This is a genomic window from Edaphobacter modestus, from assembly GCF_004217555.1.
Taxonomy (GTDB): domain Bacteria; phylum Acidobacteriota; class Terriglobia; order Terriglobales; family Acidobacteriaceae; genus Edaphobacter; species Edaphobacter modestus.
Genome location: NZ_SHKW01000007.1, coordinates 155,612 through 178,267, shown reverse-complemented (window position 1 = coordinate 178,267; position 22,656 = coordinate 155,612). Strand labels below are relative to the sequence as shown.

Sequence of the window (22,656 nt, the reverse complement as noted above, 5' to 3'; positions counted from 1 at the left end):
CTATTCCGGAGAATTATGATCGAAATGCGTAACCTAGCTTTTGCAAATAAGTTTTGGTCTTTTGTACGGTTTGCAAGGGTGCCATCGGCTCATCTTTCGAGGGATCAAGCTCAACCAGAATGTCCGGCTGTTGGCCGCCGCTTTCGACCATATTTAGGATTGCTTCTATATCTACAGTGCCCATACCTAATGGACAGTATCCAACATAGGCATCCCAACCTTTGTAGTCTTTCAAGTGCATATGCTTAACGAGCGGTAGGAAGTCTTTCACCACTTGCGCAGCGTCAGCACCGCCCTTCTGTAGTTGCCCGACATCGGGGGCGAATTTCAGATTTTTGGTGTCGACCGCGTTCATCACTGCGTAGACTTCATCGCGGCTTTCAATACAGGTTCCGGTGTGCTGATGAAGACCGGTGCCTAGACCGAGATCCACGACAGCACTAGCATAATCATTCAAAGCCGCTACGATATTCGATTGGTTTTCCTTGAAAGAGTAGGAATCGCGCTTTACGCTGTTTGGTGCCAGAACAACGAAAGTTCCGCCAAGCTTTTGAACGATTTTCGACAGCCGAATTACGCGGGCAATTTCGTCTTTTCTGAGCGTCGAATCAATAAGGTTAGGTGTTATGTAGCCGGACCGCAACGGCACCGGATATTTTTCAAGAAGTGGCGTCAGCGTACCTCTCCGATCCCAGCTGTCCAGAACTTCCGGAAATGTCTCAAAAGACCAAAAGCCTTCAGCTGAGATGTCCTTCAATGCTGTTTCAAGAGTCGTGTCGGCGCCTGTACGGGGAAAGGTGCCCCAGGTTATGCATGTGTGACCAATCTTCAGCTTTTGATTTGAGCTGGCGTGCTTCCGAGCGAATACGCTTTTTGGACCTCCAACTAATCCGGCGATCGTTCCCATGGCTAACTGCTTCACTAATCTTCGACGATTCGGTACTTCGTGCATACTTGGCTCCTAGCTCTTGGTTTTCGACACATGCTCAGCGAACCTCTACCTTGCACTACAGCTAATCATCACGATCCGAAACCTTTGTACGGCTTGAGAGGAATTACCGTAAATTCGACGATTCCTGCTTTCGCAAATGGAAGGGCATCTAGCATCTCCTTGACATCTTTAGCATCATTTGCTTCCCATAGAATGCAAACACCCGGAGCGTCCATACGATGCCATAGCTGTCTAATCGTGCCATTTGTATAGAGTGTTCGAGCTTGTCTGCCTTCGGCATCGACTAACTCCAGGTACTGGCTTTCAGTAAAACTTCTGTGAGGGCGCGAAATGGAAAGGAATTGCATTCGATCTCCCGATATCACCGTATTTCTGATAGCAAGCTATGTCCTCTAACGGCTGACCTATTGATTAAGAATGGCAACAGCCCTTACCGGAGCGCCTGTAGTGTTAACCCATTTGACGGGAAACAAACTAAGTGTGAATCCGTGACTCGGAAGTTGGTCGAGATTTGTAAGATTTTCGAGGTGATAATATTCGCGCGTATTCATAACCCGATGAGCTTCCCAGAACTTCTTACGTTCAAACATAGCCCAAATAGGAGGGTCAAAAGTGACAGCATCGATGCCCATCATCTTGATACCTTGATCCAGCAACCAGATTGTAGCCTCTCCGGTCATTCCGACATGATCAGTGAGATACCTGTCGCTATCCTGTATTTTCCCTGCGCCCGTATGAATTAAGACGATGTCAAGAGGTTTCAGCGTGTAATCGATCCTGGTTAACGCCTCAAGAACGTCTCCAACACTTATGCCAGCTCCCTTCGGAAGGTGTCGAAAGTCAAGGCAAACACCGTCGCCGTAGCAGTATTCAAGCGGTATCGCCTCAGGCCCAGGTGCATCTTCTCGCATGTGACGAAGTGAATCCATATGGGTCCCAATGTGATCGCCCAACACTACCATGTAGTGCGCTGTTAGCGAATCAATACCGTGCTCAGCAGCCCCGATACGTTCGGCAAATCCCTTCCAAGTCTCATACATGACGAGAGCAGGTCGGACGACTCGCGGAAAAGTTATCATCTCGTTGTGTACTGCCATGCTCAAATCTATAAACTTTGTAGGCATCAGAATAGTTCCCGTGTTGAACCTTTCCCAGTGATTTGAATTTATTGTGTTACTGTGAGTCCTCCGTCCAGATAGAGGGTGTGGCCAGTAATAAAGCTGGAGGCTGGAGATGCGAGGAAGAGGACCGCGCTCATAACATCCGTCGGTTCGCCAATCCGCCCGAGGGGTATTCGCTCGACTAGCTTTGAGGAAAATACTGGATCGGCAAGCATCCTGCCCACTTGTTCAGTGCGGATGAACGTAGGAGCGACTACATTAACAGTGATGTTGTCGGATGCCCACTCGGCTGATAACTGCCGGCACAAAGTAATCAGACCGCCTTTGGCGGCGCAGTATGCAGCATAGCCACGACCACGTAAAGCAAGAACCGAACGAACAGAACCAAGGTGAATCTGCCGTCCGCCGCCCTGCTGAATCATGTAGTTAGCAGCAGCCTGCGCCTGAAACATGGCACTTTTCAGATTAACGCTATAGACATAGTCGAACATCTCTTCTGTAACCTGTCCGGCCTTCTCTTCACGATTTAGGCCGACACAATTCACGAGAATGTCTAGACGACCGAACCGGGAAATCGTTTGATCTACCATTCTTTGTGTTTCAGAAACCGAGGTCGCTTCGAAGTTGGTTGACCAAGCATCGTAGCCTTGATCTGAAAGAGACTTCGCGCATGCGGCTGCACGCTGACCGTTATGTCCAGCTACGGCCACCTTAGCTCCAGCCAGTGCCATTCCTTCACAAACAGCCTCTCCGATGCCACCATAGCCCCCTGTAACTAGAGCCACCTTGTCTTCAAGTCGGAATAGCTTCTCTATAGACCTCATTTTCCTGCTCCTGAATACAAAGGTATGGGATCGTTAGGGTGCGATGCCAAAGGATGTACAGTAATCGTCATGTAGTGGAACAGAGGTAAGGACACGATTGCATCGTGAAGTTCATCGCAACTGTTAGCATTCCAGATTCCCCAGTTTGCTCGGCGTCCTGGTACTCGCCAGAGGCGGAGTAGAACGCCTTTTTCGGAAAGCTGACGGCTCCGCAACCTTTCTTGTTCACGCAAGACAACTTCCTTCTTGCTACCACCTTCAATCGTTTTTGTAAGCTCCATGAATACTAAAAACTCCATACAATCACCTAATAGAGTCAAACGCGACTCTGTGTTGAGACAAGCAGTTGACGGACTACTCTAACGACGTCATCGATTGTTGGTATAAGTTCCCGCTGTAGATTGGGCGCGGCAGGGATTCTCACGTCTGGAGTGGCAACCCTAACCACGTCAAGATGAATGTTATTATCGAATAACTCGTGAAGTGTCGCTACGATCTCGGCTCCGAAGCCACCTGTGCGATTTGCCTCATGTACAACGACTGCCTTTCCGTTTGCCTCTTCGACAGCTATACGCAGCGCTTTAGTGTCCAAAGGGCATAACCAGCGTAAATCGAGAACTCCGGCGTCGACACCTTCTTCTACGAGTCTTTCGGCGGCACCCAATGCCACGGAAAGCATTGTTCCCCATGTGATGATCATCACGTCACGGCCAGATTTACGCAGGCGAGATATACCGATAGGCTCTATTTCATCTGAAAAAGAAACCATGCTCGTTGTTTGATACAGTGCTCTCGACTCGAAAATGATACAAGGATCTGGTGATGCGACTGCTGAACGTAAAAGATCGTATGCGTCCTGCGGCGTTGCCGGTATAGCAATTCTCAGCCCCGGAATATGTGCCAGAACAGCCTCCAAACATTGTGAATGCTGGGCGCACGATCCGAGCGTCGCTCCTTGTTGAGTACGGACGACGATGGGAGCACCCGCCCGGCCACCGGTAATATAACGAACATTCGCAGCTTGATTGATGATTTGATCTAACGCGACGAGCAGAAAGTCAGCCCACATGATTTCTACAATCGGTTTCATTCCCATCATTGCAGCACCTACCGCGGAGCCGAGAATCGCGCTCTCTGAGATAGGCGTGTCAAAAACGCGTTCAATGCCATAACGTTTCTGAAGTCCTCTTGAAGCTCCGAAGATGCCACCAGCGAATCCAACATCTTCACCAAATATGACTACTTCCGGGCGAGTTTCCAATTCCCTTGAGAGTGCCTCGTTTACCGCTTGAATATAGCTAGCTGTCTTTGAACCATAGCTCTGTTTGAGCTCAGGTGCTCTATCAGGGACAGAGGTGGGATTTGGCAAGGCCCAAACATGTCTGGCTGCACTTGCAGGATCGGGAATGGGCGAGTTGAGAACTATCGCTACGGCTTCGTCCATCTCGTTCTTTACACCGATGGACAATTCGGTCAAAGTATTTTGACTAATCAAACCTGCACCGAGCAACTTATTAGAAAATTGAACAATCGGATCTCGGGCCCTTGCTTCGTCACGATCTTCCTTTGGCCGGTAGTGTTCGATATCTCGGTTGTAGTGGCCCCACAAGCGGGGTACTCGACATTCAATCAGCACAGGGCCGCGATTCTCTCGAGCCCACCCCGCAGCCTGTATCACCGTGTCGCGTACAACTACTGGATCTGTCCCATCGATAGTTACACCCTGAATTCCGTACCCATTTGCTCTCTGGGCTATACGGTCTACTTTGAAAGTCAAAGAGGAAGGGGTCAGCTCTGACCAACGATTGTTTTCGCAGATAATAAGGACCGGGAGATTCTTCGCTGCGGCGAATGCGATACCCTCATGAGTCGCTCCTTGATTGAATGCTCCATCGCCAAGAGAAACTGCAACTACCCTCCCATTCTTATAAGCCAGATTTGACAAGGCTACGCCGCAAGCAATGGGAAGGCCGGCGCCCACAATGGAATTTTCTCCGATGAAGCGCCTTTCTGGGGCCATCATGTACGCTGATCCTCCGCGGCCTTGGTTAATGCCAATGGTTCGGTGACAAATCTCACCCATGAGCTCGACTAGAGACAAACCAGACGATAGCGCCCATCCATGGCCACGATATGTCGCAACGATTTGATCAGCAGTTCCAAGGCCGGCAAGTGTTCCAACCGGAACCGCTTCCTGACCAGCGCACAGGTGTACAGAGCCCACAACAGTTGGAGGTGAAGCAGTGCTCAGATCTAGTGACCTTTGCTCCAGCTCTCTGATAAGTATCATCTCCCTCAGGAGAGTGATATGGGCGGAACTGTTGCTATCTTCGATAGTCGGATAAACATCAGGGGGAGCAATCATTGATCATCCTTATTAGCGATCTTTTCAAACCATAAATGGACGATAGGATAATCTGGTTGCGGGAAAACGTTCCTTTTCATAGAGGATCGCCGCAACTAGATGTTCCAAGCACCAGAGCGACTAACTGGTTTAGAAATAATGGAAGATTTAGAAACTTGCTCTTAGACTGAATTGCATTTGTCTGGGAGTAGATCCTGCCGCCAAGCCTGTGATGATACCGAAATTACTTCCTCCAAAGGTGGTACCTGGTAATCCATAGTTTTGAATATTGAAGACATTGAAGAACTCCGCCCTGAACTGCAATTTGGCTTTATCTGCGATAGAGATTCCTTTGTTCAAAGAAAAATCGAGATTATCGAACGGCATGCCGAGTATGATTCCCCGTCCTGTATTTCCATATTCGTTGCGAGGGTGGAAAAAGACTGTTGTGTCGAATGCCCTGTTCTTGGTTGGATGAGAGATCTTAGGACTCTTGGTAATGCTTGCCCTTGCATAGATCTGAGTACCGCTGTTCCCGATATTTGCAGGATCAATGCCCGAATCGGCAAAGCTGAGCGGTGGTCCTGAATGTGCCGACAGATTTAGATTCGCTTGCCATCCACCCGCAACGTAAGATGCAAATCCATGATTGAGATATGGCTTATCTTTTCCAAACGGCAATTCGTATAAAGTCCATGCGTAGACAATATGGGCGATGCTATTACCGGATAGTCCGTAATTCTGACTGAGATCATTATAGTTCTGTACTTGTGAAGCCCCCCCCGGTCCATTTTCGGTGTTGAAGAATCCGCTTGCGCCGTTATCGAGTGATTTAGACCAGGTGTACCCAGCCCCGAAAGCAAATCCAGAGGCCATCCGTTTCTCGGCTCTTAGCTGGAGAGAGTTGTAGTTTGATTCACCGCGAGAGGTTGCCATAATCTGTGTACCTGCCCACGGAAACGGACGATTTGCTCCAGCCTGACCGGAGAGAGGTGAGTTATTCATTAGACCGGTCAGTGGAAGGCGTCTATTGACGCTTCCTGCGTATGAAATAGACGCCATCAGGCTCGAGCTTATTTGTTTTTGGATCTCCAGGTTGAACTGATGAGAATAGTGATTTTTCAAATGTGGATCGTAATACCAGCCCGATTGCTGCCACGGCGTTGGAACGGCCGGAAGGGCGTTCGCGGCAGAAAGAGTCGGCACAATTTGCGTCATGGTTTGTACAGGGGAACCCGTGTTGTTGAATACGAGCGGAAGAGAGGCATTAGACGGCCACGCTTGCATTCGATCGTTGAGCGTTTGAATCGCACCTTGCAGGTTGTCATAAACCAACCCATATCCACCTCGTAGGACGGTAGAGGAGTCTAGTTTGTATGCCATTCCGAACCGGGGACCGAAATCTTTGTAGACTCCATCAGGGCCAAGATTTGGATTGTCTGCGACCCTTAGATGCGCCGCTAATGAGGCGTTGTTTTCCGGAGTCGAAGAGGGAATACACGGAGCATAGATGCCAGCGCCCGGGTCACAAGGAGGAGGTAGTTTCCCGCCTGAGACAATCCAGTTACCCGTATTGGGATCAAGCATTGCCGCACTTCCCACCAATATACGAGGTGATGATTGAGAATCCCAACGAAGACCAGCGCTAATAGTTAGTTTTGGAGTGACCTTCCATGAATCCTGGATGTACGCGGCACTCGCATAGAAACGCAAACCGTTCTGTTGGGACTGAAAGCGACCATTATGTGGAGTGCCTATGAGCGCGGAGGCGAGAGGATTGCCTGTGCTTGAAGCATTACGTGGATCAGCGGTTTCGCTGGGGTCATGTGTGAAACTAGCGCCGCCAAAATGGCCACCGGAAAGTCCGGTAGTTCTCTGTGGGATAATCTGTTGGAATCCGAAGCGTATCTGATGGTTGCCGTGCAGCCAGGTAATATTTCCAGCGTAACTGAGTTCATGAGTAGTCGAGCCGCTCGGACCGCTGCCGCCGATAGTGTTGTATGAGGCGCTTGGGTAGGTAAAACTCACGTGCCCATAGGTCGCCTCAACGCCAGGAAACCCAGAATCGGCCGTGACACCTATTGGTTTGGTTTCGGTCACGGTGTTGAATCTTCCTGAATATCCAACCCGTGCATCCAAGATCAGGCTTGGAGTAAACACGTGAGTATATCCACCACCGAAGTTTCTGTTGGTTGCACTGCTGACAGTGGCGACGTGGGCAGCTAAAGGATTTAGATTGCCACCGGCGAGAACACTGTATCGAAACCACAAGACGTTGTTGGCTCCAAAATTCTGGTCAATACGCCCGTTATATTGATTGGCATTATCTGTACCAACTGCATTGAGGATCGTATTGGGGCCGCCCGGCGTGGTGGGGGTGAAGTTTGGAGTGTCCCCATAATTCTTAAGAAAAGCTTGATTCACAGGATCAATCATGCTCGCAGGAATGTGTCTGCCGTCGCCGAGGAGTTGTCGGGTGTAATTTCCCGGAGTGCCGGTTGTTGAAAATGGATTGTATAAAAGTGCAGGAACCTTTTGGCCCGTAGTTGGACTCGTAGTGAGCACCGACGGATTAGTAAAATCACCATTTAATTCGGCAGGAGTGGGAGATATGTAGGTGAGTCCCGCCGCCTTCGAATATCTCCATCCTTCATAGGCGAAGAAGAAGAACGTTCTGTCTTGGCCGTTATAGATCTTGGGAATTCGTACGGGGCCACCAATGTCGCCTCCATACTCATTCTGACGAAAGGAAGCCGGTGCTGCCGAGACGTTACCTTTGAAATCTGTAAATGGATTGCGAGCGTCAAAGGCATTGTTACGTAGATACTCCCATATCGCGCCATGATATGCGTTTGTGCCAGATTTGGTGACGAGGTTGACAACTCCACCCAAAACACCACCGAACTCCGCAACGTCGTTGTGTGATTGGATCTTGAACTCTTGAATAGCATCGACGATTGGCGGGATGTCGTATGAGCCGCCAAAGGCAGCAGTGTTGATGATTCCATCCATGAAATAAAGATTTTCCCGATTCCATTGGCCCTGCACAGATGGATAGACAAAGGTGGCGGTTGGCAGACCCGGCGCGCCGAATCCTGTGCTATAGCCGACTGTTTTATTCTGGGAGTAGTTCACCGCATTGACACCAGGGGCAAGAGTAAGCAGCGCGGTAAAATTTCTTCCATTGAGGGGCAGTTCGTTAACCGTACGCTGCTCTACCGCGGTTCCTAACTCCGTAGATGAGGCTTGGAGCAGTTCAGCAGACGCCGAGACATCGACCGTCTCCATCTTCGATCCGACTTGCAGGTGAAAATCCTGAGTCGCATTTTGATTGACATCAAGCTGAAGCTCAGGACTTGCTGCTGTCTGAAAACCATTTTGTGACGCAGTCAACTTGTATCTGCCTGGAGGGAGAAGTGGAAATTGATAGAGCCCTTCGCCGTTGGTGATTGCAACCCGATTCAATCCACTTTGTGGGTTTATGAGAGTTACCGTAGCGCCTACAACCGCAGCGTCGGTGTTGTCTAAAACGTGACCGTTAAATTGCCCTGTAGCAGTCTGCCCGTATGCGGTGGGGCAAAGCGCAATAAGTAGACCACTCGAGACAAAAGTTCGAATCGCATTGCGCAATCGACGATGTAAACTTCCGGACTTCGCATTCTTATAGCAACTGATTTCTGACATGCTCGCTCTCCAAAGAATTTCTGACCGTCAATCACATCGCCCGGTTGGGAAAGGCACCCTTACGAAGCGACCAAGATATAGACAGCCAGAAACTGGCTTGTCAAGGAAAATTATCTGCATATGAGCGGTATATCAGTATCTGATATAAAACAGGTACAGAATGGCGATTTTGGGCGTTTAGCAATACGAAACTAGTTCCACTATTGGCATTTGGGGCTGTTGAGAAGGCTGGACATGAATTTTGCAACTGGGAGACGATGGATGAACTCAGCCATTCAACGTTTGCGAGGTATTTCAATTTCAGTTTGAGGATCGAATATGTATCTCATTCCTTCGGACAGTCCATTTTGGGTTCAATCGTCGAAGATATTGCGGCCGACTATCTTGCTAATCTCGTTGCTCGTCGGAGTCCACTTTATAAAGCCGCCACTGAACTACGCGCAACAGCATTCGAATTCGCAGGCCCATGCCACAGCTCTGTCGCTCGCACGAGCCAGGAGCCTCCTTCAGGCAGGGAAGGTCGAAGAAGCGTTGGCAAGTTTGCGAGAAATTCGATTAGGAACGTCCTCTGATAGTGATGTTCATTTACTCACGGGAATTTGTCTAGCCATGATGGCGCAGCCTATCGAATCAAGCACAGAGCTAAATGAGGCGATTGCTCTGCGGCCGAAATACGCTCCTACATACATGTCTGCGGGTTTAGCCTTTGCCAGTCTTAATAACTTGGAAATGGCGTTGGATCATCTATCAACCGCCTTACGACTTGACCCCGATTTACCTAATTTACGGTTCAACTACGCGCTTGTGCTCTCTAGAGCTGGAAATTACGCGGAGTCAGAGAAGCAGTTAGATATTGAACTGGGGAGTAAGACAAGAAGGACCCCGGTGTCGTTAGACTTTTGGCGTCTAAAGGCACGCGATGCCTACTCTCAGAAGAAGTGGCAGGACGCTCTCTACTCTTACACTAGGGTGCGAGAACTCGAACCTGATTCCGCTGAAGCGTACTCAGCTATCGGAGAATGCTTGTATTCACTGAACCAGCCGGAAAGGAGTATGGCAGCCTTGCAACGGTCCATCGTTTTGGAGCCAGATAACGAAACCACACATGTTCTCCTCGGTAAGATCTACCAGAGCCAAGGACGTGATGAAGAAGCAATAGCAGAGTTCGAAATCGCAATGAGGTTGGTGCCTGATGATCGTGAGGTCATATTTCGTTTGTCGAGGTTATACACCAAGACAGGAAATATGGCTGCTGCTTCTAATCTCCAGAAACAACTCAAGACCTCATTCGCAGAGAGCAACGTTCAGTCAATCAATGAGCAAAAAGCCACGGTGCTTAATAACACAGGGATTGAACTGGAAAGAAAAGGGTATCGACTGGAAGCCTTAGAGCACTACGATCAGGCTGCAAAAACGGATACAACTAATCTAGTTTTTGCCCGCAACGCAGCTTTACTTTTATGCAAAATTGGACGAACTCAAGAAGCTATTGAACGTTTAAAAGAGATTCTTGCTATAGATCCGGATGATGCAAAAACGATACAGATTTTGACTGTCGCGAATGAAATAGCGGCAGGTAATCTCAGTGAAAAGGAAACTTTACCCGAATCCCAACGGTAGACCAAAAGCCCCGAGGGGGAATGAGAACGGATTGACTCCGCGAGCGTTATGCCCCTCCGACGCAACGAGCACTGTTTCCGGGATGGTTACGCCAGATATCGCTGAAACATTGCGCGGATCGAGTTGGAGGGGTTGGCGCCGCTCTGCGCAATGGTTTGGGTCCGCCGTTGGATTTGCTGAGCGTCAATGCGATTAGTGCGCCCTCGACGAGAAGGCGTTCCGATGAGTAGGATTCTAGTTTGCGGCCTTGTCATATGGTCCTCCTGCCTACTCCAATGCAATGCTTACCGTGGACCGCTGCTGATAGCGCAGAATTGCGATGCTTGTGCGTGAACCATGGCCAGCCTCGCGTGTATATCTGAGGAGATCTTGCGTGTCTTTCACGGGCTTGTTGTTGAAGCCGAGGATCACGTCTCCGGCAGTGATCCCGGCGGTGCCTGCTGGGCTGCCAGCGGGTACATCCAGCACAATGACGCCCGATTCCCCCGGCGTTTCCGCCGCAGAAACCTCGAGACCCACGACGTTCCGCACCTTCGTGCCTTGCCACACCACAATGGTCCGGCTGCGCGACGAGTCGAGAGTGACCGGGCTGGGACCCGTTGCAGACGGCAACTCTGGTGTGCGAGCGATGGCCTTCAGCTCCGGCGCCTGCACTCCGAAGTTCCGCATATCGAAGTTCACAAAGCCCAAAGTGATGGCGGGCGAGTCCAGCTTGACCCTATAATCGCCGGCCGTTGCATCGAACCTGCAAATACCTGAACAACATCATCGAAGCCGGCCATGGCGCACTCAAGCGAGTCATTCGTCCTACCCGAGGCTTTCAAACGATTAAGACGGCGGCCGCTACGATCAAGGGCTTTGAAGTGATGAGTATGATCCGTCGAGGGCATTGCCTCACATGTAAGCCGCAGGTCAAAGATGAGATTCGCTTCGTAAACAAGCTCTTCGACACATTCCCTGTCGCAGCCTGAGAGAGAAAAGTAGCCAGACAAACTGCGGCCAGGCAAGTTAATGCAACAGAGCCTGAAGGAGTTGCGGCTCGACGATGTCTGCGACATGGGAGGCTCCCACAGTTAGCAAAAGCGGCATATAATTACTGACCATCAAACCTCGAAGGCCCTGCTCGTTACTATGGCATTCCATGACGGGTTTGAGAGGGTTTCCTACCTGGCCCCCAAATCGGCCCCTGATACAAGGTTCATCTCGGGACCTTAATTAATTAACGCTAGTTATCAGCACCGCCGCCCACAGCTAACTTTTAGCTGACGGTGTGATCGGATCGGCATCTGGGCCGATTCGGAGACGGCTCTGCCAGCCGGATCGCCCGGCTGGCGACGGTGCAACTCCAAAGGATCCAGACTGTATTCGGAGATAATCCAATGAGACTTATCACCATCAAAACACAGCGGCTACTCTACCTTCCCGCACTCATCCTTTTGCTGGCTAGCTTCGCTCATGCAGCGACGCCAACTAAAAAGTTCGAAGCCGGCAAGAAGGCCAAGGTCACTGGCACCATCGTCTCCCGCAACGGTGACCTCGTGGTCGTCAAAGTGAAGAAGGAAGGCACATCATCGATCGTCAACATCACTGACAGCACCATAATTAAACGCGAGAAATCATTCAGGCTCCGCAAAGCGGATATGGACGCCACCGCCATGCTTCCGGGTTTGACCATATCGGCGGAAGGCGTTGGCAACAGCAAGGGTCAACTGGACGCCGACAAGATTACTTTCAATCCTGACACTTTTGCCGTCGAAGTAGCGGAGGAGCAGCAGATCGAGGCCAATAAGTCTGCAGCGGCTAATGCGCAAGCCACAGCCAATCAAGGTGTCTCCGCAGCGGGCCAGGCGCAGGCGTCGGCGAACCAGGCGGGTCAACTGGCGACTGCTGCAGGCGCCGGGGTCGTTATGGATGCTGAGGCAATCTCGCTTGTCAACAAACGGGTGTCGAACCTCGGCGACTATCAGACCGTAGTCGAAGCCGCACTCTTTTTCGAACCAGACCAATCGAGCCTGTCGGCAGCTGACAAGAAAGTATTGGATAAGCTGGCCGCGGACGCAATGTCCACCCAGAATTACATGATTGAGATCGCGGGTTATGCCTCCAGCACAGGGACAAAGGCCCAGAACCAGAAGCTCAGTGACGAACGCGCCGCCGCTGTCACAGATTACCTGCGCAACTCAGCCAACGTGCCTATGCGGCGCATTCTGGCGCCCGCTGGTTACGGAGCAACCCATGCAGCCGCACCAAACTCCGATCCCGAGGGACGGGACATCAACCGGCGTGTCGATGTAAAAGTGCTGGTCAACAAAGGTCTTGATCAAGCGATTTGATGGCGGGAAGAGGCCGCAGTGGAATGGCGTATGGCGCGTGCTGACGATGTCGTAAGGAGCCTCCGGATGACGGTGACACTTGGGAAGAAGATCCTTTCAGCTGCTTTGTGTTGCCCTCTTATCGCAGTGACGACACCAAATGACGCCGGTGCTGCTATGTTCTACCAGTCGCAACAAGCGGTGCCCGCGTCAGACTATTCGGGCCAGGGGGCTCCAATGACCGCTTCCGAGTTGCAGGGACTCGTGGCGCCCATTGCACTGTATCCGGATGCATTGGTGGCCCAGATTCTCAGTGCCGCAACGTTTCCGGACCAGGTTGCCGTTGCCGACAACTGGCTCAAGACCAATAAGGTCCTAACGGGAACCGCGGTGGCGCAGGCGGTCGATAAACAAACCTGGGACCCAAGCGTTAAGGCGCTCACACAGTTCGCATCCGTCCTGGACAAGATGGCACAAAGCCTGGCCTGGACCTCGTCCCTCGGCGAGGCGTATCACAACCAGCAAGCCGATGTCATGAAAGCGGTGCAAACCCTCCGTGCACAAGCGAAGCAGGCAGGCAATCTCAAGTCTGGCCCCCAGATTACGGTAGTGCAACAGTCCCCGCAGACCATCGTTATCCAGCCGACCAATCCTCAGATTGTCTATGTTCCGGAATACAACCCCACCGTTGTCTATGGCACCCCCATAGCAACCCCGGGATACAGCACGACAGACCTGGTCACTACCGGAGTACTCGCCTTCGGTGCAGGTTTGGCGATCGGCGCAATGATGAGCGGCGGTTATGGTTGGGGATACAGCTACTGGGGCTGCAACTGGTACGGCGGAGCAGCTTATTATCACGGCGGTGCCTACTACGGAAATGCCGCCTGGCACGGCGGTTACTACGGCTCCAGTGCGTCCTACCATGGAGCCTACGGCAGCGCCCACGCCTCCGCTGGCTACAACCCCTCCACAGGCACATATGCACGCGGCGCATCGACGTCAACGGCCTACGGCACGCAAAAGGTAGGACAGGCGTACAACCCTTACACCGGAGCCTATGGCGCCACCCATCAGGGCTCCAACGCCTATTCGAACTGGGGAAGCTCCACCTACTCGAAGAACGGCCAGACCGTGGACACCCAGCATTATTCGAGTGCTGCGGGATCTGTTGGGACAGCGGAGACCTCCAGCGGCAACAGGTACGCTGCCGCCAACGGCAACGTCTATAAGAACACCGGCGGAGGCTGGCAAAACACATCGGGTTCAGCATCCGATGGAGCCCATGGTTGGGGCGACTCTTCGTCCGCCTACCATAGCGACGCCAGTGCAAGCGGCAGGGGATCAACGGCATTCAGCGGATTCTCTGGCGGAGGCGGTGGCGGTTGGCAATCGCGATCCTCAAGCGCACGCGGCTGGGGCAGTGGCGGTGGCGGTGGCGGCGGAGGCTGGGGCGGTCGCAGCGCCGGCGGTGGAGGCTGGGGCGGTGGTGGTGGTTTCCGTGGAGGAGGACGAAGATAAGTCTCGCGTGATCGCCAGAGCTAGACGCGAACGCACCGGGAAGGGTCCCCAGAAAGCAACAACAAATTACGTAACAGGGAGACCGCAATGTTAACGGTAGCGCTGAATCCTTCGATGAGTCCTTCCCGATTCTGGACGATGGCCGTTTTCCTGGCGGCATTGCTGCCACTCGTCGCTTGCAACACATCGAAAGCACCGGCCCCTTCAGAAGTCCGCCCTAAAACATTCGCTACACCCGACGACGCTGGCGCAGCGCTGGTCGCCGCCACAAAAGCGGACGATCGAAATGCGCTCCTTGCGATCTTTGGCTCAGATGCCGCGGAGCTTATATTCTCCGGCGACGCCGCGCAGGACAAGCAGACGGCCGAGCACTTCACAACTGCATATCAAACCATGAACCGCTGGCGTAAACAGACCGACGGCAGCGAGGTTCTCGTAGTCGGAACCGACAACCAACCCTTTCCAATTCCGCTTGCGAAGAACAGCGGAGGACAGTGGTCCTTCGATTCCGCGGCCGGGAAGGCCGAAATACACGCACGGCGCATTGGAGACAACGAACTTGCGACCATCGACGTGATGAATGCGATTGTGGATGCCCAGGCACAATACCTGGCTCAACGTCACGACGGCGTTAAACAGTATGCCCAAAAGTTCGTTAGCGACGAAGGAAAGCAGGACGGACTTTACTGGAAATCGGCCGAAGGAAAGCCTAGGAGCCTGCTGGGTCCGTTGGTAGCGTTCGCTTCCACAGAAGGATTCAACTCGCAGGCTGGAAAGCAGCAGCCATTTCACGGTTACTTCTATCGCATGCTCACAAAACAGGGCCCCGATGCTCGGGGCGGCGCGAAAAACTACATCGTCAACGGAAAGATGACAAAAGGCTTCGCGGTCATTGCTTACCCTGAGAAATACGGCGCCACCGGTATCGCGACATTCATCATCAACCAAAATGGAGTCCTCTACGACAAGGACCTTGGCACCAGCACGACCGAAAATGCAACGGCGGCGACAGAATTCGATCCTGACAAAACCTGGACAGCAGTGCCCGAATAAGAACCTGTGAGGACGCGACTCCGAAGTTTCCCCTGCCGACGTTGTCCAGCAGAATGAAGAAAGCGACGTAGGAGAGACACGATGAGTCAGCCTGTCAAACCCCAAGAACAAAAGAAAAGAGGCGGCGGCGGATTTTTACACCGCCTGTTTGAGCGGGTTGGGCACGAAACCTCTGCTTTCGGTGCCCAGTCGGAATCGGCTATGAAGCCCACACTCGACCTCAGCGACATCCAGGGGATCATTCTCCGCAGCTACAAGATGCCCATGCCGTATCTCGATCCCTGACATCTGCTCTGGCTGTGCCGATGCCGCCTCCGTGGATGCCACCTCCACCGCGATAAACGGTGCCGCCGCAGAGCAACGCAAGCGCTTCTTCCACTCGTAGAACTGCCAGTCGCGCAATCCGTGATCACGACAGAACACAGCCACACTCGTGCCGCTTGCTACCTGCTCCGATACAAGACCACGCCACCGAGCCAGATCTTCTTCATTGTGCTGTCCCATACCGTAAGAATCATGCGGCAAACCGACATCCACAAGATGTGGTTCGCGTAGCGCTCACGGGGACTCACCTGGCAGTCTTTAAGAAAGTTTTGGCCAAAGCTAGCATAACGCTCGTTCTCAGCGCCCTCGTACCAGAGGCGTATCATCGGTTCCGAACGGGGCAAGGGGTATGACGAACAATAATCGCGCCCGACACGCTGGAAAAGCCAATCTCTCCTGGACGATGTGGCTGATTGCCGCGATCAGCCTGTCGCTCATCCCTGTGGCCTGCTCGACCCGGCGGCTGGCAGCAGTGCCGTCGCCCATGGTGGCACGGGCCCGCCCACCGGTCGATAATGTGCGGTTCGTGCTCGGCCTAAACTTCGACAAATTCGAAGACGAATATCTGCTCTCGCTGCAACGCGAGACGACCTATCTCGCAAGCATGGGGCACAAGGGCCCACTGCCGGCAACATCCTATCTTGCCATCTCCGGCGGCGGGGGCAACGGCGCGTTCGGAGCGGGGCTCATCACCGGATGGACGGGTTCGGGGCGGCCGGTCTTCAAGACCGTGACCGGGATCAGCACGGGCGCGCTGATCGCGCCGTTCGCCTTCCTCGGCCCCAAATATTATCCGCCGCGCTTCCATTTGAGGGAGATCGCGGCCGCGAACGGCTATGACCGCAAGCGGACGCTCTACACCATCCGAAATGACCGGCTCGATCCGGAATGGGCCAACGTCAATCGGCGCACGCTGAGCATCGCTTCAAAGGCGGTCTCGTCACTGATTCACACGCAGGGCAATGGCGATCTCCACCGCATGTATCTGACCGCGGAGCGGGACCATCTGGACTATAACCTGGCTTATATTCCGGCCGACTTCATCGCGGTCAGAAAATCGGAATTCGACCCGATTTACATGACCCAGCTGTTCGCCCGGGGACAGGAAATGGCCGCCAAGGGATATCCCTGGCAGAAATATCCGCCGGGGTATGCTCCCAATCCTGTCGCGAAATAGGGTTTTTCCGCGTGACGCGAGCACGCGCTTCAACTTCGACACATCGCTCCCATCGGTGCGAAGGGTCGGACTAGAATGTGGGCGAAAGAACTTCAGGCTGCGTCAATGACAAAACAACAACCTTCCACCGCGAAGGAATTCAAATCTCTCTGGAGGCTGGGAGGTCTAACTCCTTGGCAACTCATTCACAATGTTTTTGAGGAGATCATAACGAATAACATTTTCGGACGGGCATCCGAGCTGGCATTCTATTTCTTATTCGCTCTCTTTCCGTTGATTCTGTTATTGATGACTTTGTTTGGTCTGTTCGCCTCACGTCGTGTCGAACTTCAAAATGATTTAATGTCATATTTTGCAGAGTTACTTCCACCCTCCGCGTTCCAACTCTTGCACCATATCGCAAGTGAGCTGACTGCTCATGCTAGCGGCAGAAAGCTGGCGTTTGGTATTGTTGCAGCGCTCTGGAGCACTTCTAGTGGCGTACAGTCCATGATTTCCTCTCTGAACCTGACTTACCACGTCCACGAGGCTCGGGCCTGGTTCAAAGTTCGCACCATAGCACTCGGGTTGACGGTAGTGATTGCCATTCTTGTTCTCACGGCGTTGTTTATGGTACTGGCGGGCAACCATTTTGTCGGCTGGATAGGGACAAGCCTGGGATTGCACCCGGTTGTCGTCTTTGTTTGGAAGGCCATTCAATGGCCGCTTGCCATCCTGTTCGTTTCTATATCCTGTTCATTGATTTATTATTCCGGCCCCAATTTGAAGGTCCGACGCCGCTGGCAGTGGATGACCCCAGGTGCGGCATTCAGTTGCATTCTGTGGCTACTCGCCTCGGTCCTGTTCCGCATTTACTTGCATTATTTTAATACCTACAGTGCCTCGTACGGATCAGTAGGAGCGGTCATGATTCTCTTCCTCTGGCTTTACGTGACAGGACTGGCTTACCTGGTCGGAGGCGCGATCAACGCTGAAATCGAGAGCGCGACGACGCAAAAGCGTGTCGAGCAACCTCTCACGTAAATCGTTCTTTGAGGCTCGTTTTACATCCCTGAGGGGGGCAGGTTCAGCAGATGCCGCGGTCGGAAAAAAGCGTCCACGAGCCTGTCACCGAAGACACGCCGCAGCTCGATGAAGCCGAAAAAGGGGATCAGCACAACGAACAGCAAGGCTGTGAGCGTAAAGATTCCCTTCCAAGTTCCACCGCCCAGGTCAGAGATGCTTTCGTGGAATGATTTCCCATGAAAGCTACCGACAGCGGCGTCTTCGGCAATCTTGCAACAAGCAAGGACAATAGTGAACGCGAAGGACTTTAGAAGAGTTGGATAGATCAGCGGAGCGTCCCGGAGTTGGTCGGCAAAATGTAGCTCCTGGGCAAGGAGCATGACCTTTGCAAGCGCGAGCGCGTTAAACAAGGCAATTCCATGTAGTGCAAATTCAATGTGATTCTCAGCCAGAATCACGGATTTGTAGACCACCAACAAGGAGAACACAGCAAAGAGGTAAAAAGAGAGCAGGAGGTACTCCTTCATCTCGTGGACGGCGCGTTGCTTCACACTTTGCTTGGCTTCGTTCACGGTGCTTCTCCTTGGAATGGGTTCTAGACAAATTATTTTCATTTGGGGGCCTTTAGCGCCTGGTTCGAACCCGAGCCATCGGAAGTGTAGAGACTGACCTCTCTCGCATTGCGAGAAAGCGAGGCAGGATCAACTTGGCCTTCGAATGTTTCCTGCGTAATGAGAACTCGTTCGGGTGCACCTGCCTTGAAGTTTTGAACGGCATAACCGTGCTCCATGTGTCTAGCTTGTTCCTGGTTCGATTGAACGCTTTTCCCTTTGTCGAGGCGTATATCAAGATCGTTTGTGTCACTGATCGCGGTCACAGTGCCTAAGTCTCCTTTGCGAACACCCTGCTTCGGATATGACTCGTTGATCTGGACGCGATCACCTGGGGCGATTTCTCTTTGTTCTTCGCGGTAGACAGTGCTTTGCGCTGTCATATCTTTCGCGAGGTGTGGACTGTAAGTCACCTCGTCACCATCAGAAGTTTGAACGGTCAACTTATTTGCTTTGGAGTCAGTCGCGACAACAGTAGCCACGCTATACCTCGTTCGGTCGTTTCTGGGGAATCGCTAATGACAATAGCACCACTGCCACGGGTGATGCTATTGTCTAAGTACTGTTTGTAAGTCATTGAGTCTATGTCTGATAATAACCGTTATGTATAGTGCCAATGTAGGAGCAAAGCGATAATGTCGTAGCTCTGCAAAGCCAAAGTGTCGCTGCCCCATCCTGAGTTCAGGGTTGGAGGCGACAGATTGGGCTGGGTGCAGATGAGCAGACAGGATTTGCAGCGGATTGAGGTCTTGACCGAGGTGCTGGCGGGCCGGCGTACGACGGTGTCGGCGGCGGGCGTGCTGGGTGTGAGCTTGAGGCAGGCCCAGCGCTTGCTGGCCAGGTATCGAGCTGGTGGTGGTGGAGCGATGATCCATCGGTCTCGCGGTCGGCCCGCGTCCAACCGCTTAGGTCCAGGCGTTCAGGAATATGTGCTGGAGTTGGTCCGGCAGAACTTCCGCGACTTTGGTCCAACGCTTGCTGCCGAGGCCCTACTCGAGCGACATGGCGTTGAGGTCTCGCGTGAGACGCTGCGCAAGTGGATGGTCGCCGACGGTCTATGGCTGTCGCGCAAGCAGCGCCGAAGCTTTCACCAGCCGCGGCTGAGACGTGAGTCCTATGGCGAGTTGATCCAGATCGACGGCAGTGATCACCGATGGTTCGAGCAGCGCGGCGAGCCCTGCACGCTGCTGGTCTTCATCGATGACGCAACCAGCAAGCTGATGCAGCTACGCTTTGTGCCCAGCGAGAGCACGGACTCCTACTTCAGTGCTTTGCAGGGCTATTTGAACGATCACGGCTGCCCTGTCGCTTTTTACTCGGACAAGCACACTGTCTTCCGCGTGAACCGACCAGACGCGATGGGAGGATCCGGGATGACGCAGTTCGGTCGTGCGCTGGCAGAGCTCAACATTGAGATCCTCTGCGCTAACTCCAGCCAGGCGAAGGGCCGGGTTGAGCGGGCTAACCGCACTCTTCAGGACCGGCTAGTCAAGGAACTGCGACTAGCCGGCATTTGCGATATGGCAGCTGGCAACCTCTTCCTTCCGTCGTTCGTCGAGCACTTCAACGAACGCTTCGCCTTGCCTGCACAGAAGACTGAGAACCTTCACCGTGCACTGCATGTCAAAGCGACTCAACTCACCGATATCTTGTGCCATCGTGAGCAGCGGCACGTCAGTCAGCAGCTCACGATGGCTTACGATCGCAAGCAGATCATCCTAGAACGTAGCGAGATATCGGAGAAGCTGGCGGGGCAGTATGTCGAGATCTATGACTTCATCGACCAGCCCCTGGAGGTTCGATGGAAAGGTCACCTACTTCCCTATCGCGTCTTCAGCAAAGACCAGCGCGTAAGCCACACCGCTGTCGTAGAGAACAAACGCCTCGGCCACGCACTCGCAACGGTGAAAGCGCAGCAGGACATCAAGCATGTACCGAAGGTGATGACTAACAGCGCAAAGGGCGGATACAAGAAGAACCCTCGTCGGCTTTACGGGCCGGATTACAAACCGAAAATCGCGGCGGCGCCCGCGGTGGAAATGACGGCCTGATGGAAAGCATGGAAGACCGACGATGAAGCTGTCGGTCTCCCACCCTTCCCACAGTCCTTGGAAATCACCAAGTGCGGTGATTTCACACATTCCCACCGCACGACGACGACTACGCATTATGATGACAATCTAGCTTTGCAGAAACGACGACGCTTTAGCTTTGCAGCAACAGACGTTATTAGCGCAAAGTAGAAATGTCCTGTTTCTGCAAAGTTGAAATGTCCTACCCTTCCGAGAGATATCGGAGGCAGAGATTGGATCTTTTCAGCATGAGTGGACAGGAACTGCAACGGATCGAAGTCTTATCTTAGGTTCTGGCAAGGCGACGTACCGAGATCTCGGCCGCAGCAGTTCTGGGGCTGAGCACCAGACAGACGCGCCGGCTGCTGACCGCGTACCGCGATGCGCCATTGCCGATTCCCTGGCTGCCGCAGAACAATCTGCATGACCCCGGCCGCAGGACCGGCGTGTCAGCCACACCGCTATCGTGCAAAACAAGCGTCTGGGCCACGCAAGATCGATCATCAAGGCGCAGCAGGATCTCAGAGGCGCTCCGAGGGTCATGCCCAATAGCGAAAGGATCGGCCGCAAGAAACGACCGAAGACGGTCTACGGGCTGCCGGAAGAGCCGATGAAACCCACCGACTGAGACAACAGCCGTGGAAATGTAAGGCTGAAGAAACCACAGCGCATTCCAACATAACAACAGGACTCCAAGTTCTTCCAGTCGCGTTGCTAAGCAATCAGGTGGTACAAGTCTTATAGGCTGCCTCACCTGAGGCGCACAAACGGTAGCCTATCCATGATTCGGTGACGATATAACGGCGATGGTCTGAACATCCAATCTTCTTGCGAAGCTGAGCAATGTAGGCTCGAATGTGTCCGCGCCGGTCATCATCGATTCCCCAGACATCCTGAAAAATGACTCGGTGGGTAAGAATCTGTCCGGCGTGTTCAACGAGACAGCGCAACAGATCAAACTGTAATGGTGAGAGATGAATTACCTGACCACGAACAGTGACGCGATGCATAGAGATATCAATTTGAAAGTCACCCGCAATGAGAGTTCGTTGCGCTTCCGCTCCTTTGACCGGATGACGCCGAAGCTGAACCTGCACCCGGGCATGAAACTCCCGCATGCTAATTGGCTTGATAACATAATCATCGGCACCAGCATTCAATGCCTCGACCTTAATGGTCTCGTGTGTGGGAGCTGAGAGAACAATAATCGGCACTTCAGAGATCTCACGGAGTTGGCGACAAAACTCAACACCGCTCATCTTCGACATGAATACATCTGAGTGTTCCGATCGATGCGGACAACGTGAGGATCGCGTCCCATCAGGGCCATCGTGAAGGTTTCACCGGCGCTTACCGTGTCGGGACCAGTCAACAAGAGTACTCTTCCATGAAATCCGGGTCGCGAGCATTACGGGACGCAAACGCGTGGCGCCTGCCTCAAGAGCTGCCTTGAATGCATCCTTGCTTTCCGTGAAGTGTTCGTTTGCGAACATGATAATAAGAACACTATTCGATGTAGCTACGCCGATACTCATGATTGTTCCCATAAGCGCAGGTACCAGCAGATGCCAGCCAGTGCTCCGGGACGGGACCATCACCGGGAACGTTTACCCTGCACAATCTTGGTTATGCCTGAGCTGTTGGCAGGCTGGAAAAGCAACCAAACTCACGCCGGAGCAGATGCTCTACGTCGTGAGCCGAGATGGAATAGATCGGAGTTCCTACCCTGCAATGCACAATCGCGCGATGGCCGAACTGCAGCACAGTGCAAGCCCGCTGATGCAGGTTGGTTGCAGTGGGATGAACCCATTCGGCGACAGTCAGGTAGGGAAAGACGCTGCCCTGTGAGCGGAAACCGTAATGGATCAGGACATCTTCAATGCTCATGGACCACCCTCAGATTGAAATAATGAAGCGGGGAGTGGCTGTCCACGACCACTCCCTTTTCAAATGATCATGAATGCTTCAGTCCAGGACTGAAAGTTGACAACCAGCAGTAGATAGACGAGGGCAACGGCAAACGCAAGTCAGGCAAA

At 52.8% G+C, this 22,656-nt stretch carries 20 protein-coding genes and 2 pseudogenes; 8 read left to right on the top strand and 14 right to left on the bottom strand.

Going from position 1 to position 22,656, the window contains the following annotated elements:
- Positions 1–13 precede the first annotated feature (13 nt).
- The 7 genes from BDD14_RS29835 to BDD14_RS29805 form a co-directional block, all read right to left on the bottom strand.
- Positions 14–952, bottom strand: coding sequence for a sugar phosphate isomerase/epimerase family protein (locus BDD14_RS29835; RefSeq protein ID WP_130425000.1), 939 nt, complete (start codon positions 950–952; stop codon positions 14–16).
- A gap of 68 nt (positions 953–1,020) precedes the next feature.
- Positions 1,021–1,299, bottom strand: a complete 279-nt coding sequence (locus BDD14_RS29830; RefSeq protein WP_130424998.1) for a muconolactone Delta-isomerase family protein — start codon at positions 1,297–1,299, stop codon at positions 1,021–1,023.
- 57 nt (positions 1,300–1,356) lie between these two features.
- On the bottom strand, positions 1,357–2,076 hold the full coding sequence (locus tag BDD14_RS29825) for a cyclase family protein (RefSeq protein ID WP_130424996.1): 720 nt from the start codon (positions 2,074–2,076) through the stop codon (positions 1,357–1,359).
- A gap of 41 nt (positions 2,077–2,117) precedes the next feature.
- Complete coding sequence (locus tag BDD14_RS29820; RefSeq protein ID WP_130424994.1) at positions 2,118–2,897, bottom strand: SDR family NAD(P)-dependent oxidoreductase; 780 nt, start codon at positions 2,895–2,897, stop codon at positions 2,118–2,120.
- Positions 2,894–3,196, bottom strand: coding sequence for a muconolactone Delta-isomerase (locus BDD14_RS29815; protein WP_130424992.1), 303 nt, complete (start codon positions 3,194–3,196; stop codon positions 2,894–2,896). Before BDD14_RS29815 ends, BDD14_RS29820 begins: the two co-directional genes overlap by 4 nt.
- Positions 3,197–3,213: 17 nt before the next feature.
- A complete protein-coding gene (locus tag BDD14_RS29810; RefSeq protein ID WP_130424990.1) occupies positions 3,214–5,262 on the bottom strand; it encodes an alpha-ketoacid dehydrogenase subunit alpha/beta in 2,049 nt (682 codons plus the stop codon).
- 147 nt (positions 5,263–5,409) lie between these two features.
- Positions 5,410–8,925, bottom strand: coding sequence for a TonB-dependent receptor (locus BDD14_RS29805; protein ID WP_130424988.1), 3,516 nt, complete (start codon positions 8,923–8,925; stop codon positions 5,410–5,412).
- A gap of 318 nt (positions 8,926–9,243) precedes the next feature.
- Here BDD14_RS29805 and BDD14_RS29800 point away from each other — a divergent pair, with 318 nt between their 5' ends.
- Complete coding sequence (locus tag BDD14_RS29800; protein ID WP_130424986.1) at positions 9,244–10,545, top strand: tetratricopeptide repeat protein; 1,302 nt, start codon at positions 9,244–9,246, stop codon at positions 10,543–10,545.
- 267 nt (positions 10,546–10,812) lie between these two features.
- Here the strand turns inward: BDD14_RS29800 and BDD14_RS29795 are convergent, their stop codons facing one another.
- Positions 10,813–11,214 carry a PDZ domain-containing protein gene (locus tag BDD14_RS29795; protein WP_130424984.1) on the bottom strand — a complete coding sequence of 134 codons (402 nt, stop codon included), beginning with the start codon at positions 11,212–11,214 and terminating at the stop codon, positions 10,813–10,815.
- A 65-nt stretch (positions 11,215–11,279) separates the two neighbouring features.
- Between BDD14_RS29795 and BDD14_RS34905 the strand changes: the two are divergent.
- The 4 genes and pseudogenes from BDD14_RS34905 to BDD14_RS29775 all read left to right on the top strand — a co-directional run.
- A pseudogene (locus tag BDD14_RS34905) lies at positions 11,280–11,432 on the top strand (DDE-type integrase/transposase/recombinase); the annotation flags it as partial.
- 492 nt (positions 11,433–11,924) lie between these two features.
- Entirely contained in the window at positions 11,925–12,878 is a 954-nt protein-coding gene (locus BDD14_RS29785) for an OmpA family protein (protein ID WP_130424980.1), read from the top strand.
- A 66-nt stretch (positions 12,879–12,944) separates the two neighbouring features.
- Entirely contained in the window at positions 12,945–14,378 is a 1,434-nt protein-coding gene (locus BDD14_RS29780; RefSeq protein ID WP_130424978.1) for a DUF3300 domain-containing protein, read from the top strand.
- Between the two features lie 87 nt (positions 14,379–14,465).
- A complete protein-coding gene (locus BDD14_RS29775; RefSeq protein ID WP_242618385.1) occupies positions 14,466–15,431 on the top strand; it encodes a DUF2950 domain-containing protein in 966 nt (321 codons plus the stop codon).
- Between the two features lie 135 nt (positions 15,432–15,566).
- Here BDD14_RS29775 and tnpA read toward each other — a convergent pair whose 3' ends face one another.
- Positions 15,567–15,956 carry an IS66 family insertion sequence element accessory protein TnpA gene (gene tnpA, locus BDD14_RS29770; protein WP_130424976.1) on the bottom strand — a complete coding sequence of 130 codons (390 nt, stop codon included), beginning with the start codon at positions 15,954–15,956 and terminating at the stop codon, positions 15,567–15,569.
- A gap of 148 nt (positions 15,957–16,104) precedes the next feature.
- On the opposite strand from tnpA, the gene BDD14_RS29765 reads away from it, so the two are divergent.
- The gene (locus tag BDD14_RS29765) at positions 16,105–16,932 is read left to right on the top strand and encodes a patatin-like phospholipase family protein (protein WP_207231938.1); all 828 of its coding nucleotides are present in this window, start codon (positions 16,105–16,107) and stop codon (positions 16,930–16,932) included.
- Between the two features lie 75 nt (positions 16,933–17,007).
- Positions 17,008–17,955, top strand: coding sequence for a YihY/virulence factor BrkB family protein (locus tag BDD14_RS29760; protein ID WP_130424974.1), 948 nt, complete (start codon positions 17,008–17,010; stop codon positions 17,953–17,955).
- Between the two features lie 20 nt (positions 17,956–17,975).
- On the opposite strand, the gene BDD14_RS29755 is transcribed toward BDD14_RS29760, so the two are convergent.
- Both BDD14_RS29755 and BDD14_RS29750 read right to left on the bottom strand, forming a co-directional pair.
- The gene (locus BDD14_RS29755) at positions 17,976–18,509 is read right to left on the bottom strand and encodes a hypothetical protein (RefSeq protein ID WP_130424972.1); all 534 of its coding nucleotides are present in this window, start codon (positions 18,507–18,509) and stop codon (positions 17,976–17,978) included.
- 38 nt (positions 18,510–18,547) lie between these two features.
- On the bottom strand, positions 18,548–19,030 hold the full coding sequence (locus tag BDD14_RS29750; RefSeq protein WP_130424970.1) for a hypothetical protein: 483 nt from the start codon (positions 19,028–19,030) through the stop codon (positions 18,548–18,550).
- Between the two features lie 219 nt (positions 19,031–19,249).
- Between BDD14_RS29750 and BDD14_RS29745 the strand changes: the two are divergent.
- Positions 19,250–20,536: pseudogene (locus BDD14_RS29745) on the top strand (ISNCY family transposase); the annotation flags it as partial.
- An 806-nt stretch (positions 20,537–21,342) separates the two neighbouring features.
- Here BDD14_RS29745 and BDD14_RS29740 read toward each other — a convergent pair.
- The 3 genes from BDD14_RS29740 to BDD14_RS29730 form a co-directional block, all read right to left on the bottom strand.
- Complete coding sequence (locus BDD14_RS29740; RefSeq protein WP_130424968.1) at positions 21,343–21,888, bottom strand: response regulator transcription factor; 546 nt, start codon at positions 21,886–21,888, stop codon at positions 21,343–21,345.
- A gap of 72 nt (positions 21,889–21,960) precedes the next feature.
- Entirely contained in the window at positions 21,961–22,215 is a 255-nt protein-coding gene (locus tag BDD14_RS29735; protein WP_130424966.1) for an efflux RND transporter permease subunit, read from the bottom strand.
- Positions 22,216–22,246: 31 nt separating this feature from the next.
- Entirely contained in the window at positions 22,247–22,507 is a 261-nt protein-coding gene (locus BDD14_RS29730; RefSeq protein ID WP_130424964.1) for a hypothetical protein, read from the bottom strand.
- Positions 22,508–22,656: the final 149 nt, after the last annotated feature.